The organism is Microbacterium sp., assembly GCF_003248605.1.
Lineage (GTDB): Bacteria > Actinomycetota > Actinomycetes > Actinomycetales > Microbacteriaceae > Microbacterium.
Window position 1 is genome coordinate 13775 of the sequence record NZ_QFPF01000062.1, and the last position, 14452, is coordinate 28226.

Annotated in this window: 11 protein-coding genes and 3 pseudogenes; 9 read left to right on the forward strand and 5 right to left on the reverse strand. The window is 69.3% G+C overall.

Translation table 11 applies throughout. From position 1 onward, the window contains the following. Positions 1-56 precede the first annotated feature (56 nt). Positions 57-1563, forward strand: a pseudogene (gene lysS, locus DI573_RS09555) (lysine--tRNA ligase). A gap of 6 nt (positions 1564-1569) precedes the next feature. Here lysS and DI573_RS09560 read toward each other — a convergent pair. Further along, complete coding sequence (locus DI573_RS09560; protein ID WP_292813320.1) at positions 1570-2733, reverse strand: DUF4192 family protein; 1164 nt, start codon at positions 2731-2733, stop codon at positions 1570-1572. Positions 2734-2865: 132 nt separating this feature from the next. Here DI573_RS09560 and DI573_RS09565 point away from each other — a divergent pair, with 132 nt between their 5' ends. The 4 genes from DI573_RS09565 to DI573_RS09580 all read left to right on the forward strand — a co-directional run bounded on the left by DI573_RS09565 (position 2866) and on the right by DI573_RS09580 (position 6746). Next, on the forward strand, positions 2866-3069 hold the full coding sequence (locus tag DI573_RS09565; RefSeq protein ID WP_292813323.1) for a hypothetical protein: 204 nt from the start codon (positions 2866-2868) through the stop codon (positions 3067-3069). A gap of 76 nt (positions 3070-3145) precedes the next feature. Beyond that, positions 3146-4612, forward strand: a complete 1467-nt coding sequence (gene cls / locus DI573_RS09570) for a cardiolipin synthase (RefSeq protein WP_292813325.1) — start codon at positions 3146-3148, stop codon at positions 4610-4612. A 125-nt stretch (positions 4613-4737) separates the two neighbouring features. After that, on the forward strand, positions 4738-5463 hold the full coding sequence (locus tag DI573_RS09575; protein WP_292813328.1) for a hypothetical protein: 726 nt from the start codon (positions 4738-4740) through the stop codon (positions 5461-5463). 287 nt (positions 5464-5750) lie between these two features. Beyond that, positions 5751-6746, forward strand: a complete 996-nt coding sequence (locus DI573_RS09580; protein WP_292813331.1) for a hypothetical protein — start codon at positions 5751-5753, stop codon at positions 6744-6746. Positions 6747-6947: 201 nt separating this feature from the next. Here the strand turns inward: DI573_RS09580 and DI573_RS09585 are convergent, their stop codons facing one another. Both DI573_RS09585 and DI573_RS09590 read right to left on the reverse strand, forming a co-directional pair. Then, positions 6948-7178 carry a helix-turn-helix transcriptional regulator gene (locus tag DI573_RS09585; RefSeq protein ID WP_292813333.1) on the reverse strand — a complete coding sequence of 77 codons (231 nt, stop codon included), beginning with the start codon at positions 7176-7178 and terminating at the stop codon, positions 6948-6950. After that, the gene (locus tag DI573_RS09590) at positions 7175-7900 is read right to left on the reverse strand and encodes a hypothetical protein (protein WP_292813336.1); all 726 of its coding nucleotides are present in this window, start codon (positions 7898-7900) and stop codon (positions 7175-7177) included. Before DI573_RS09590 ends, DI573_RS09585 begins: the two co-directional genes overlap by 4 nt. 169 nt (positions 7901-8069) lie before the next feature. Here DI573_RS09590 and DI573_RS09595 point away from each other — a divergent pair. The 4 genes and pseudogenes from DI573_RS09595 to DI573_RS09610 all read left to right on the forward strand — a co-directional run bounded on the left by DI573_RS09595 (position 8070) and on the right by DI573_RS09610 (position 12494). Then, positions 8070-10459: pseudogene (locus tag DI573_RS09595) on the forward strand (ATP-dependent Clp protease ATP-binding subunit). Positions 10460-10735: 276 nt separating this feature from the next. Next, complete coding sequence (locus DI573_RS09600; RefSeq protein WP_292813338.1) at positions 10736-11242, forward strand: amino-acid N-acetyltransferase; 507 nt, start codon at positions 10736-10738, stop codon at positions 11240-11242. An 84-nt stretch (positions 11243-11326) separates the two neighbouring features. Next, a complete protein-coding gene (locus DI573_RS09605; protein ID WP_292813341.1) occupies positions 11327-12034 on the forward strand; it encodes a hypothetical protein in 708 nt (235 codons plus the stop codon). Positions 12035-12080: 46 nt separating this feature from the next. After that, positions 12081-12494: a dehydrogenase gene (locus DI573_RS09610; RefSeq protein ID WP_292813343.1), complete on the forward strand. Its 414-nt coding sequence runs from the start codon at positions 12081-12083 to the stop codon at positions 12492-12494. A 61-nt stretch (positions 12495-12555) separates the two neighbouring features. Here the strand turns inward: DI573_RS09610 and radA are convergent, their stop codons facing one another. After that, the gene (gene radA / locus DI573_RS09615; protein ID WP_292813345.1) at positions 12556-13905 is read right to left on the reverse strand and encodes a DNA repair protein RadA; all 1350 of its coding nucleotides are present in this window, start codon (positions 13903-13905) and stop codon (positions 12556-12558) included. 107 nt (positions 13906-14012) lie between these two features. Next, positions 14013-14452 (reverse strand): annotated as a pseudogene (locus DI573_RS09620) (L-lactate dehydrogenase); the annotation flags it as partial.

Consider the following 14452-nt stretch of genomic DNA (forward strand, 5'->3'; position numbering starts at 1 on the left):
GGAGCCCGCGGGCCCGCCGGTAGACTGGGCGCGACTTTCGCAAGGAGCCCCCACGCATGACCGAGCCTTCCGCCCTGCCCGCCGTCGCGGCGCCCGACGACGACGTCTTCGAGCAGAAGGCGGTGCGCCTCGACAAGCGCGCGCGGCTCATGCACGAGCGCACGGATGCCGCGGGTGGGGCGTATCCGGTGTCGGTGCCCGTGACCCACGCGATCGCCGATCTGCGGGCGCGTTACGGCGACCTCGAGCCCGACACGCAGACCGGCGAGCGGGCGGGTGTCGCCGGCCGCGTCGTCTTCAGTCGCAACACCGGCAAGCTCTGCTTCGCGACGCTCCAGGCGGGCGGAGGCAGCCGGATCCAGGCCATGATCTCGCTCGCCGGCGTCGGCGAGGAGTCGCTGCAGCGCTGGAAGGAGCTGGTCGATCTCGGCGACCACGTCTTCGTCGCGGGCGAGGTGATCTCGAGCCGCCGGGGTGAGCTGTCGATCATGGTCGAGGAGTGGTCGGTCGCTGCCAAGGCGATCCTGCCCCTGCCCAACCTGCACACCGAACTCAGCGAAGAGAGCCGGGTGCGCAGCCGCTACCTCGATCTCATCGTGCGCGACCAGGCCCGACGCACGGTGCTCGCGCGCGCCGGGGTCAACGCGAGCCTGCGCGCCACCTTCGCCGCGCGCGGCTTCGTCGAGGTCGAGACGCCCATGCTGCAGGTGCAGCACGGCGGGGCGAGCGCCCGACCCTTCGTGACGCACTCCAACGCCTTCGACACCGAGCTGTACCTGCGCATCGCGCCAGAGCTCTACCTCAAACGGGCGGTGGTGGGAGGTCTTGAGCGGGTGTTCGAGATCAACCGCAACTTCCGCAACGAGGGCGCTGATTCGACCCACAGCCCCGAGTTCGCGATGCTCGAGGCCTACCAGGCGTACACCGACTACCACGGCATCGCCGACCTCACCCAGCGCCTCATCCAGGATGCCGCGATCGCCGTCACGGGTTCGACCACCGTGACGTGGGCCGATGGCACCGTGTACGACCTCGGCGGCGAGTGGGAGCGGCTCTCGATGTACGAGTCGCTGTCGCAGGCCGCGGGTCGCGAGATCACTCCGCAGACCTCGCTCGAGCAGTTGCAGACGCTCGCGGCCGAAGCGGGAGTCGAGGAGCCGCCGCACGCGACCCACGGCAAGCTCGTCGAGGAGCTCTGGGAGCACTTCGTCAAGACCGGGCTTCGTGATGGACTTTCCCGTCGACACCAGCCCGCTCGTGCGCGAACACCGCAGCATTCCGGGCGTGGTCGAGAAGTGGGACCTGTACGTCCGCGGCTTCGAGCTCGCCACGGGGTACTCCGAGCTGGTCGATCCGGTGATCCAGCGTGAGCGGTTCGTCGAGCAGGCGGCGCTCGCCGCGCGCGGGGATGTCGAGGCGATGCGCATCGACGAGGAGTTCCTGCGTGCGCTCGAGCACGGGATGCCGCCCTCGGGCGGTATGGGTATGGGCATCGATCGGCTGCTCATGGCGATCACGGGTCTCGGCATCCGCGAGACGATCCTCTTTCCGCTGGTCAAGTAGCCCGCGTCACGGCCGCTCGAAGGCCCACTCCGGCAGGTGGCCGGCGCGGACCAGCGTGCGCACGATCTGGCACATGCCGTGCTCCGGGTCGATCTCGAGCCCGCGGTCGGAGTACCACGCGGCGTGGCTGGACTGGCCCAGCGCCCAGCTCAGCCAGCCCAGCGCCGCGAGCGGACCCGGACGCAGATCCCGCGGCGTGCGCGCCGCGAGAGCACGCACGAGATCGCGCGCACGCTTCAGGCGATCCGGATCCGGGCGCCGACCCTCGCCCATGAATCGCCGCGCCCCGTCTTCGGGATACTCGCCGCCGCGCTGCCACTCCAGCTGCGCCTCCAGAGCGAGATCGCCCGCCACGATGCCGTCGCACCACTGTGCGAGTGCAACATCGCGCAGCGCGGGGCGCACGAGGCACCAGATCAGAGCCGCGGACGCGAAGGGGTCGAGGTCTTCGGCGGGCATGCCCAGCGCATCTTCGAGCAGCTGCGGAATGTCATCGAGCGCCTCCATGGCGACGATCGCGCGCGGATCGAGCGAGGCGGCAGAGCCCGGGCGCCCGCGGCGGCCGGGAGTCGGGGGCGGCGCGGCGGCCTCGCACAGCAGCCGTGTCGCGTAGTCCTCGATGGCGAGCAGAGCACGGGCGACCCGCTCCTTCTCGGCGAGATCGACCACCGGCAGGGCGAGCTGCGTCCCCTGGTCCTCCGCGGGAGCCGGCAGCGGCAGGTCGGCCGCGCGGGAGGAGATCTCGGCGAGGGGGCGTCCCTCCCGCGGAAAGTCGGGATCGAGGTACGAGCCCCAGGCGTCGGATGCGACGCAGAGGGCGTCCACCAGGCGCAGGCCGCAGGCGTGGGCGTGGGTCTCGACGGCATCGACGATGGCCGAGCCGGTGATGAGCGGGTCATCCCCCGCGGATCGGTAGCCAGCATCCGTGTAGACCACGACCGCCACCCCGTCGACGTCGGGCACCTTGCACGCCAGCCCGATCGCGGTGGAGGCGTAGGCGTCCCGGTCGACGAGATCGGTGTCAGCCGGCAGATCCAGGCGCATGACACCGGCGGTGCGCTTCTTGCGGAAGAGCACCAGCGCGAGGCTGCGCCGGGGGTGGTAGCCGGCGAGGGCGGGCACGAGGGCGAGGAAGTCGGCGGCATCGGCTGCCTTGATCACGGTCTGCATCGCGCCAGCATGCTGGCCGGGCGCTCGCATGCTCCGGCGCGAGGCGGCGGATGGGGATGGATGCTGCCCAGACGGTGCGGGGGAGGGGTCGTCTCCGACCGGCCCGGGCGCCCCGGCGGGTATCCTGGGCAGGTGGACGGATACTGGGTCGCGGTCGTGTGGGCGATCCTGCCGACCACCGCGGTCTGTGTCGTCTTCTTCTTCGTCCTGCGCGGCATCCTGCGCATGGATCGCACGGAGCGCCGCGTCTACGCGCGCATCGAGGCCGAGGAACGCGCCAAGCGGGGCCTTCCTCCGCTGACGGACGACGCGCCGCCGGCCGCCTCCTCGCGCTGACCCGCCGTGCCGCGGTGCATCCGGCGAGGGCCTCGCGCACCGATACGCTGAACCAGAACTCAGCGGAGGCAATCACGTGCTCGTCATCGATATCGACCTGACCTGGCCCGTCCTCGCCCTGCTGATCTTCGATCTGTCGATCCGCGTCTGGGCGATCATCGTGATCCCGCGCAACCGGCGCCCGACGTCGGCGACGGCGTGGCTGCTCGCGATCTACTTCATCCCGATCGTGGGGCTGCTGCTGTTCTTCCTGATCGGCAACCCGAAGCTGCCGCGCGCGCGGCGCCGCAAGCAGCAGCGCATCAACGACTACATCCATGACGCGACCGAGAACCTCGACTTCGGCACTCTGCGCCCGGACGCCCCGACGTGGTTCAACAACCTCGTCCGCATGAACCGCAACATCGGCGCGATGCCACTCGCGGGCGACAACTCGGCGCATCTGATCTCCGACTATCAGGAGAGCCTCGACACGATGGCCGAGGCGGTGCGCCAGGCCAAGGAGTACGTGCACGTCGAGTTCTACATCCTCCAGTCGGACGACGCGACCGACAATTTCTTCCGCGCCATGGAGGAGGCATGCGCCCGCGGCGTCGTGGTGCGCGTGCTGCTGGATCACTGGGCCAACCGCGGCAAGCCGTTCTACAAGCGCACCCTGCGTCGCCTCGATGCGATGGGCGCGATCTGGCACCTGATGCTGCCGGTGCAGCCGCTCAAAGGAAAGTGGCAGCGCCCGGACCTGCGCAACCACCGCAAGCTGCTCGTCGTCGACGGCATCGTGGCGTTCCTGGGCTCGCAGAACCTCACCGACTCGACCTACAACCTCAAGCGCAACATCAAGCGCGGGCTCCACTGGGTCGACCTCATGGTGCGCGTCGAGGGTCCGGTCGTGCCGAGCATCAACGCCGTGTTCCTCTCCGACTGGTACAGCGAGACCGACGAGGCGCTCACCACGGAGTTCGATCTCGAGCATCTGCGCGCCGGCCCGGGCGATCTCGACGGCCAGATCGTGCCCTCGGGCCCCGGATTCGACGCCGAGAACAATCTCAAGCTCTTCCTCGGGCTGCTCTACGGCGCCGAGCACCGCATCATCATCGTCAGCCCCTACTTCGTCCCCGACGAGGCGCTGCTGCTGGCGATCGTGTCGGCCTGCCATCGCGGCATCGATGTCGAGCTGTTCGTCTCGGAGGAGGGCGATCAGGCGATCGTCTACCACGCACAGCGCAGCTACTACGAGGCACTCCTGCGCGCGGGCGTGAAGATCTGGATGTACCGCAGGCCCTACATCCTGCATTCGAAGAGCCTCACGGTCGACCACGAGATCGCGGTCATCGGCTCGAGCAACATGGACATGCGCTCGTTCGGTCTCAACATGGAGATCTCGCTGCTCGTGCGCGGAGCCGAGTTCGTCGACGAGATGCGCGAGGTCGAAGACCAGTACCGATCTCTGAGCCGCGAGCTCACGCTCGAGGAGTGGCAGAAGCAGCCACTGCGTTCGACCGTGCTCGACAACCTCGCCCGGTTGACTTCCGCGCTGCAGTAGCGCGGATCGTTATCGGCCCGTCACCGACTTCGCTGGGTGAGCCCAGACTCGTCCGTCAAGATGAGACGGGCGCGAACGCGTCGGGCGACGTGGAGAGAGGCATCCGCGTCGAGAAGGGATCGAGAATGACTGCGCGCACAGCACGCATCGGACTGGGGATCGCGGCGCTCGCCGTCGCCCTCGTCGGGTGCGCATCGACGCCCGCCACCACCGGCGGCACCTCGACGGCACCGAGCGATGACGAGACGACCGAGATCGAGGTCGACGCCGCCTGGCTCGACGAAGGCCGCATGATCGGGCTCGTGACGTGGGGCAGCTCTTCGTGCGTGCCCACCGCCGGCGAGACCGCGATGCTCGACAACGGCGCGCTGGTGGTCGAGCTCATCGAGGTCGAGGGCGACACACCCTGCACCGCCGATCAGGCCCCCCGTGTGACGCTCGTGGGCGTGCCCGAGGCCGTCGACCCCACGCAGGACCTCGAGATCGAGGTGACCGGTGAGGGCATCGTCGGCGACACCGATCTCGAGGGTGTGCCGGGGCTCGACCCGACCAACACCGCCGCAGAATACGCGCCCAGTGCGGGATGGACCGATGAGGACGGCGTCTTCGCGCTGCTGACATGGGGCTCGTCGACATGCGCGCCCGTCATCTCCGGGGTCGCGCCGACGGCTGCCGATGAGGTCACCGTCACATTCGAGACGCCCCCGGCCGACCAGGTCTGCACGATGGACATGGCACCGCGCGCCACCCTCGCGTTCGTCGAGGGTCTCGAGGTCGAAGACAGCATCACCGCGGTGCTCGACGGCGACGAATTCGCGGGCACCCGCATCCCGATCTACGGCTCCAACTGACCGTCGCGCGCGGGCGGCAACGGCGCCGCCCGCGTGTGCGTTCGCTCGTGCGCGCGGGCTGCGTCTCTGGCGCTCGCCTGTCGCTTGGTGTGGGTGTGGATGCTGCGGACCCGCATTTTGCGACAGCCGAGCATCCGTGGGTCTGTGTCTTTTGTGCTCGCCTGTCGCTTGGTGGGTGTGGATGCTGCGGACCCGCATTTCGCGACAGCCGAGCATCCATGGGGCATCGTTGCGGCGCCTGTGGATAACTTCGGCGGATCCGGCGTGGCGCGGGGCACACTGCGAGTGTGCAGCGTGCCGACCTACCCGCGAGCCTGGGCGAGATCTTCAATGTGCAACAGGCGCGAGAGGCCGGGGTGTCAGCGTCGCGCCTGCGCGCGCGCGACCTGACGAAGCCGTACCGCGGCGTACGCACCGACCCCGCTCGGACGGACCCGCCCGCCGAAGAGGATGACAGGCTCTCGGCCGGACGCCGTGCAGAACTCGACCTGATGCGACGGGCGCGACAGTACGGCATGCGGATGAGCGACGAGGCCTTCTTCACCCACATCACCGCCGCGGTGATGTGGGGTGTGCCGCTGCCGACGGGCACGGTCACCGAGATCCTCGACGTCGGGATGCTCGCCCCCGGACGGGCGCCGCGCGGCGCGGGGATCCGCGGGCATCAGATCGCGGCGCACCTCGGGTCGGCGTGGGTTCACCCCCTGCACACGCTGCGGGTCGCGAGCCCCGCGACGACCTGGGCGATGCTCGGGGCCGTGCTCCAGCATCCCTACGACCTCGTCGCCGCGGCGGATCACCTGGTGCGCATTCCGCGGATGCCCGGCGGTTTCGAGCCTGCGCCTGGCGCGCGCACCGAGGCTTGCGCAACCGTGACGCAGCTGGCTGCCGCGGTCACCTCGGGGCGCCGCGTCGGCATCGGCGCGCTGCGCGAGGCACTGCCGCGCGTGCGGACGGGCGCCTCGTCGCGGCGCGAGACCTGGTTGCGGCTGATCCTCATCGACGCCGGGCTGCCGGAACCCATGCTCGATCACGACGTCCGCGACGCGGACGGCCGCTTCATCGCGTGCCTCGACCTCGCGTATCCCGACCTGCGCATCGGCGTCGAGTACGACGGCGACCACCACCGGACCGACGCCGGTCAGTGGGCGCACGACGTGGATCGCCTGGATCGCCTCGCCGAGGAAGGCTGGCGCATCATCCGGGCGACGAGGACGCACATCTTCTCGATGCAGGGCGTCGTCACGCAGCGCGTCCGTGCGGCGATCGACTCGCGTACGTAGCGCCCGCGCGGCCCACGCGGCCGCGGCTCGCGCCGCGCATCAATCGTTCGCCTGTCGCGTTGTGCGGGTGTGGATGCTGCGGACCCGCATTTTGCGACAGCGGAATTCGGGGGGCCTGATGTTCGCCTGTCGCGTTGTGCGGGTGTGGATGCTGCGGACCCGCATCTTGCGACAGCCGAGCATCCGCGGGCCGGCCGCTTGTCACTCGGCGATGACGAGCAGGTCACCCACGTCGCAATCGAGCGCCCGGCAGATCGCGGCGAGGGTCGAGTAGCGGATCGCGCGAGCGCGGTCGTTCTTGAGCACCGAGAGGTTGACGATCGACACGCCGACGAGCTCCGACAGCCGGGTCAGCGTCATACCGCGCTCGGCGAGCAACTCGTCGAGGCGACAGTGGATGCCGGAGGGGCCCTCGTCGTCGACAGGGGTCATACGAGGGTGTCCGCTTCTCGCTGCAGCGCCAGACCTCGTCGGAATGCCACCGCGATGATGAGCAGGATCCCACCGATGCCGGCAAGCAGCCAGTTGGTGCGCGTCAGCACCACCCCGAGCCGGTCGAATCTCTCCGGCCACAGTGCTTCGGCATCTGCCGGAGAGCCGGCGTCGAGATAGCTCGTCGTTCCGGGGTCGAACATTCGCAAACCCAGATCGGCGACCGCGAGGTAGTCGCCCTCCAGCAGAAGAGCGGGTGCGATGGCGGCGGTGACGATGCAGAGCAGGCCCAAGCCTCCGATCGCGGGCGCCGCGCCTCGAGAGAAGGGGCGGCCCGAAAGCAGGCGACGGCACAGCAGTATGGCGATCACGCAGGCGGAGACGATCAGCAGGCCGTACATGCAGAACCCCCCGATGCGCAGCAGCCGGCTGGCGAGCGGCGGGTCGAGTGCGACAACGCGGACGGCGTCGTACATCGTCCACACCACGTCCGGGCTCATCCCGAGATCGGGCTGTCGCAGCGAATCCGGAACGAGTGGCACCGTCACGGTCCGGCCTGCGGCGTTGAGCCCGATCACGAAGAGGCCGGCGAGAAGGGTGAGTGCGATGCCGATGACGGCGATGACCGTGAGTGCGAAGGCGATCGAGCGCTCGAGGGCGGACGGACCGCGAGGTGCGGTCGCGGCGGGTGTGGGGGCCATAGGTGCTCTCTTGTCGCTCATGCTTATCGATAGTCGTTGTTATCGACAAACGATATGCACGGACGCCGCGCGCGTCAACCCCTCTCGGCGTCACGCCCACGGCGAACACGGGCACACAGCATCCGCCCGCTCGTTACCCTCGATGTAATGCGCCAGAAGTGGCGTCACGGCCAATGCCGAGGAGTCAGAGATGTTCGAGAGATTCACCGACCGTGCCCGTCGAGTGGTTGTGCTCGCCCAAGAAGAGGCGAAGATGCTCAACCACAACTACATCGGCACCGAGCACATTCTGCTCGGGCTGATCCACGAGGGCGAGGGCGTCGCCGCCAAAGCCCTCGAGTCCCTGGGCATCTCGCTCGACGCCGTGCGCGAGCAGGTGCAGGACATCATCGGCCAGGGGCAGCAGCAGCCGACGGGTCACATCCCGTTCACGCCGCGCGCCAAGAAGGTGCTCGAGCTGTCGCTGCGCGAAGCTCTGCAGCTCGGCCACAACTACATCGGCACCGAGCACATCCTGCTCGGACTCATCCGCGAGGGCGAGGGCGTCGCCGCGCAGGTGCTCGTCAAGCTCGGCGCCGACCTCAACAAGGTGCGCCAGCAGGTCATCCAGCTGCTGAGCGGGTACCAGGGCAAGGAACCGGCCGCCGTCAGCGGGGCCGCGCACGAGGGTCAGCAGGCCGCGCAGGGTGGATCGGCGGTACTCGACCAGTTCGGCCGCAACCTCACGCAGGCCGCGCGCGACAACAAGCTCGACCCCGTGATCGGGCGCGAGAAGGAGATCGAGCGGGTCATGCAGATCCTCTCGCGTCGCTCCAAGAACAACCCCGTGCTGATCGGTGAGCCCGGCGTGGGCAAGACCGCGGTCGTCGAGGGCCTCGCCCAGGCCATCGTCAAGGGCGATGTGCCCGAGACGCTGAAGGACAAGCAGGTCTACTCGCTCGACCTCGGCTCCCTCATCGCCGGATCCCGCTACCGCGGCGACTTCGAAGAGCGCCTCAAGAAGGTCACGAAAGAGATCCGCACGCGCGGCGACATCATCGTCTTCATCGACGAGATCCACACCCTCGTGGGTGCGGGTGCCGCCGAGGGCGCGATCGACGCGGCCTCGATCCTCAAGCCCCTCCTCGCCCGCGGAGAGCTGCAGACGATCGGTGCCACGACGCTCGACGAGTACCGCAAGCACTTCGAGAAGGATGCTGCGCTGGAGCGCCGTTTCCAGCCGATCCAGGTTGCGGAGCCGAGCCTGCCCCACGCGATCAACATCCTCAAGGGTCTGCGTGACCGGTACGAGGCGCACCACAAGGTGCAGATCACGGACGGTGCGATCGTCGCCGCCGCGAACCTCGCCGACCGGTACATCAGCGACCGGTTCCTGCCCGACAAGGCGATCGACCTGATCGACGAGGCCGGCGCTCGCCTGCGCCTGTCGATCCTGTCGTCGCCGCCCGAGCTGCGGGAGTTCGACGAGAAGATCGCGAAGGTGCGCGAGCAGAAGGAGCTCGCCTCTGAGGGGTGCTCGCACAGGCCACCGGCATCCCGGTCTTCAAGCTCACGGAGGAGGAGACCAGTCGCCTCGTCTTCATGGAGAAGGCGCTGCACCAGCGGGTCATCGGCCAGGAGGAGGCGATCGCGGCACTCTCGAAGACGATCCGTCGTCAGCGCGCGGGCCTCAAGGACCCCAAGCGCCCCTCGGGCTCGTTCATCTTCGCCGGCCCCACGGGTGTCGGAAAGACCGAGCTGGCCAAGGCGCTCGCCGAGTTCCTGTTCGACGACGAGGGCGCCTTGATCTCGCTCGACATGTCGGAGTTCGGGGAGAAGCACACCGTCTCGCGTCTGTTCGGTGCCCCTCCGGGATTCGTCGGGTTCGAAGAGGGCGGCCAGCTCACCGAAAAGGTGCGCCGCAAGCCGTTCTCGGTCGTGCTGTTCGACGAGATCGAGAAGGCACACCCCGACATCTTCAGCTCGCTGCTGCAGATCCTCGAGGAGGGTCGACTGACCGACGGTCAGGGCCGCGTCGTCGACTTCAAGAACACCGTGATCATCATGACGACCAACCTCGGCTCGTCGGCGATCGCCGGTGGACCCGTCGGGTTCCAGGTCGAGGGCGACGCCCAGACCAGCTACGACCGGATGAAGGGCAAGGTCGACGAAGAGCTCAAGCGCCACTTCAAGCCCGAGTTCCTCAACCGGCTCGACGATGTCATCGTGTTCCCGCAGCTGTCCAAGCCTGAGCTGGTGCAGATCGTGGATCTGTTCACCAAGCGTCTGGCCGAGCGCCTGCTCGACCGCGACATGACCATCGAGCTGTCGGTGCCCGCCAAGGAGCGCCTCATCGAGATCGGGTTCGATCCGACGCTCGGGGCTCGGCCGCTGCGCCGCGCGATGCAGCACGAGGTCGAGGACCGGCTGTCCGAGAAGATCCTGCACGGTGAGCTCAACTCGGGTGACCACATCAAGGTCGGCGCCGAGAACGGGCAGTTCACCTTCGACGTCGCCCCGCGCGGCGAGAAGGTCGCCGTCGGAGTCGGCGCGGCCGGCGAGATCGCGGCGACACCCGATCTCGCGATCACGAACGATTGAATTGCTCGGGGCTCGGCCCCGGAGACGCGAAGAGCGGATGCTTCGGCATCCGCTCTTCGTCGTTCCGGGATGCCGGCGGACACGACGGGTCGTGCACCCTCGTCGGAGGCGGTCGTGCTGCAGCCGCGGCGGACAACATTCCGGAGCATCAGCCCGATTCCGGGCTGGAAGTGCCGCCGACGCCCCGCGGCAGAGGATCGTTCCGGAGTGTTGACCGCCGGCGACCCACCACCCGCGGTCGGGTGTGGGGCGCGGCGCGGCCCCTACGCTGGGGGGATGGCTGAGTTCACGGTGCGCGCGGCGCGCACGGGCGACGTCGCCGGCATCCGGGACCTGCTCGAGCCGTTCGTGCAGCAGCGGATTCTGCTCGGCAAGGACCTCGTCGTGCTGTACGAATCGGTGCAGGAGTTCGTCGTCGCCGAGGACGCCGAGGGAACCCTGATCGGCTGCGGGGCGCTGCACGTCATGTGGGAGGACCTCGGTGAGGTGCGCACCCTGATCGTCGCCGAGGGCTGGTTGCACCGCGGGGTGGGGCGCGGCATCGTCGATCAGCTCGAGGAACGGGCGCGTGCGCTCGGCCTGCGGCGACTGTTCTGCCTGACCTTCGAGGTCGAATTCTTCGCACGGCGCGGCTTTCACCCGATCGGCGAGCAGGTGGTCGACCCGGACGTGTACTCGCAGCTGCTGCGGAGTCCCGACGAGGGCGTTGCGGAGTTCTTGGATCTGGCGCACGTCAAGCCGAACACGCTCGGCAACACGCGCATGCTCAAGACGCTCGACTGAGCTGTCGATCCGTGCGCCGACGAGCCGCACGCGTGCGGGGCGTGCCGTCGGGATCTCGGCATGCCCTCGACGTACCCTGGGGGCATGATGTCCGACCAGCCGCGCTCGAGGCGGCACTCGCCCGCCGTGTACCGCCGCCGGCGGCTCGTGCTGATCGTGGCCGCGGTGGCCATCATCGCCGTCGTCTGGCTGCTGATCGCCCAGCCCTGGAGCGGCGCGGCGGACACGTCGGACCCCGCCCCGTCGCCGAGCCGGTCGGCCTCGTCATCGCCGTCCGCCACACCGACGCCGTCGCCCGAATCCTCGCCCACGGCGACCGCCGTGAACCCCGGCGATGCGATGCCGGACGCCTCGGTGCAGCCCGAAGATGCCCCACCCGCCGAGGTCGAGGCGTGCACGGCGGGCGACGTGCTCGTCGAGCCGCTCACCGACAAGGAGAGCTACGCGGCGGGCGAGCAGCCGCAGATCTCCCTCCGCCTCACCAACCGCGGTGCCGAGGCATGCTCGCTGAACGTCGGCACGACACAGCAGGTCTACACCGTCACCAGCGGGGATGACACGTGGTGGCGATCGACTGACTGCCAGAGTGAGCCGTCCGACATGGTCGTCACGCTGTCCGCCGGTCAGGTCGTCGAGAGCGCCACGCCCATCGCGTGGGATCGCACCCGCTCGTCGGTCGACACGTGCGACGGGGATCGCCCCCAGGCGCCGGGAGGCGGGGCGTCGTTCCACGTCGCGGTCTCGATCGGCGGCATCGAGGGGCTCTCGACCAAGCAGATCTTCCTCTACTGAGCGATCGCCTCGGGGGATGCTGCGGCGTCGCGGCTACGCTGGAGTGATGGCCCCGGCATCCTCTCGCAGAAAAAAGGGAAAGGCCTCGGTGCAGTTCCGTTCGGAGGCGCTCGCACAGGCGCTCGAGAAGCAGGACATGGCCGCCGTCGCGCTGGCGCTTCGCAACGGCAACACCGTCGTGCCCCTGATGAAGCCCACTGCCCGCGACAACCCGCTCGACACCGGCGAGGTCTGGACTTTCCGCGACCCCGACACGGGGCAGGTCGCGCTTCTGCTGTTCAGCGATGCGCTGAACAAGCCCGAGAACCTGCCACCGGCGGTCGGTCTGCAATCCCCGGGGTGGCTCCTTGCGTTCTTGCGCACCCACCGCGAGACCATCACGACGGTCTTTCTCGATATCGCGGGGCCGCACCCGATGCAGGCATCGCCGGATGATCTGATCGCGGCGCTCGTGGGCTGAGCGCGGCCTGAGCCCCCGTGCGTCAGCCGTCGAGCAACGCCAGCGCCGATCGGCTGCGGGCCTACGCGGATCGTGCGCCCGAGGGCAGAACTCCGGCTGTGCCCAGTGCGAGGGCGATGTCGCCCGCGGACGCGTCGATCAGCGTGCGATAGCCCAGCCGTGTCGCCTCGGAGCGGCGCTGCGGGCCGTGAGAGACGGGCCGCACCTCACCCGAGAGGCTGAGCTCGCCGAACGCGGCGGAGCGCCGCGCGAGCGCGCGATCGCTCGTGGCGCTCGCGATCGCGAGGGCGATGGCAAGATCGGCGGCGGGCTCGGTCAGCTTGACGCCGCCGACGGTGGAGACGTAGACGTCCCGTTGGCCGAACTGCATGCCCGCGCGGCGCTCGAGCACCGCGAGGATCATCGCGACGCGTGAAGACTCGACCCCGTTGACTACGCGGCGCGGGTTGGGTGTCGACGACGGGATGACCAGCGCCTGCACCTCGACGGGCAGGGCCCGCCTGCCCTCGATCGAAATCGTGACGCACGTGCCGCTGACCGGGTCGCCCTTGCCGAGGAAGAGGCCGGACGGATCGGGCACCTCGGCGATGCCGTCGCCCGTCATCTCGAAGCAGCCGACCTCGTCGGTGGGCCCGAACCGGTTCTTCAGCGCCCGCACGAATCGGAGCGCGGTCTGTCGATCGCCCTCGAAGTGGCAGACGACATCGACGAGGTGCTCGAGCAGGCGGGGCCCCGCAATGGAGCCGTCTTTCGTGACGTGCCCGACGATGATGACCGGAAGAGCCCGTTCTTTGGCGATGCGGATGAGGGTGGCGGCGACCTCGCGCACCTGGCTGGGGTGACCCGCGAGCCCCTCGCTGAGCGACGACGACACGGTCTGCACGGAATCGACGATCAGCAGGCCCGGGGCGACAGCATCCACCTGACCGATGAGGGTCGCAAGGTCGGTCTCGCTCGCCAGGTACAGCTCGTCGTGGAGCGCGCCCGTGCGCTCGGCGCGCAGCCGCACCTGGGCCGTGGACTCCTCGGCGCTGACGTACAGCACGCGGTGCCCGTCGCGCGCGGACTGCGCGGCCACCTCGAGCAGCAGGGTGGACTTGCCGACGCCGGGCTCGCCCGAGAGCAGGATCGCCGCGCCGGGCACGATGCCGCCGCCGAGCACGCGATCGAACTCGCCCACCCCGGTCGGGCGCCGCGGGGATTCGGTCGTGCTGAACTGCGTGATCGGCCGGGCCGCGCGATCAGCGACCGGAGCGACAGCCGCGAAGCCACGCAGGATGCCCGTCCGCTGCGCCGCCTCGACGACCGTGCCCCACTGCTGGCACTCACCGCAGCGCCCGGCCCACTTCAGGGTGGTCCACCCGCATTCGGTGCAGGTGTAGTCGGTAGGAGCGGGGCGTCGGGTGGCCATGGATCGAGGCTATGCGCAGGCCCCGACATTCGTTTCCTGGCGCACCGCCGGGCGCGACCGCGTAGGCGGTCCGGGATGCTGTGGCCACAGCATCCCGTGCCCGTGTCTCAGTCCCGCAGGGAGTCGGCGACGGCGCGTAGCGCGTCGGCCGAGGCGTGGAAGAGCTCGAGCTCGTTGGGCGCGAAGGAGGTCTCGCGGATGGGCACGGCTCCGCTCGCGCTGACGAGCGAGGGCACCGAGAGGGCGACGCCGTCGACGCCGTGGAAGTCGTGCAGCACGGGCGAGACCGGCATGACGGCGTGTTCGTCGCGCAGGATCGCTTCGGCGATGCGGGCGCTCGAGAGCCCGATCGCGTAATTCGTCGCCCCCTTGCCCTGGATGACCTTGTAGGCGGCGTCGCGCACGTCGATCGCGATCTGGTCGAGCTCTTCGACGCTCATGCGCGGGCGGCCTCCGGCCTCCCACTCGAGGATCGGGACGGTGCCGATCGTGGCCTTGGACCACAGCGGGAACTCGGTGTCGCCGTGCTCGCCGACGATGTAGGCGT

Bases quoted from the DNA above. Each gene is read 5' to 3' on its own strand.
- DI573_RS09575 (WP_292813328.1), top strand. From the start codon at position 4,738: ATGACTGCGCGCACAGCACGCATCGGACTGGGGATCGCGGCGCTCGCC.
- radA (WP_292813345.1), bottom strand. From the start codon at position 13,905: ATGGCCACCCGACGCCCCGCTCCTACCGACTACACCTGCACCGAATGC.
- DI573_RS09610 (WP_292813343.1), top strand. From the start codon at position 12,081: ATGGCCCCGGCATCCTCTCGCAGAAAAAAGGGAAAGGCCTCGGTGCAG.
- DI573_RS09590 (WP_292813336.1), bottom strand. From the start codon at position 7,900: ATGAGCGACAAGAGAGCACCTATGGCCCCCACACCCGCCGCGACCGCA.
- DI573_RS09600 (WP_292813338.1), top strand. From the start codon at position 10,736: ATGGCTGAGTTCACGGTGCGCGCGGCGCGCACGGGCGACGTCGCCGGC.
- DI573_RS09585 (WP_292813333.1), bottom strand. From the start codon at position 7,178: ATGACCCCTGTCGACGACGAGGGCCCCTCCGGCATCCACTGTCGCCTC.
- DI573_RS09605 (WP_292813341.1), top strand. From the start codon at position 11,327: ATGATGTCCGACCAGCCGCGCTCGAGGCGGCACTCGCCCGCCGTGTAC.
- DI573_RS09560 (WP_292813320.1), bottom strand. From the start codon at position 2,733: ATGCAGACCGTGATCAAGGCAGCCGATGCCGCCGACTTCCTCGCCCTC.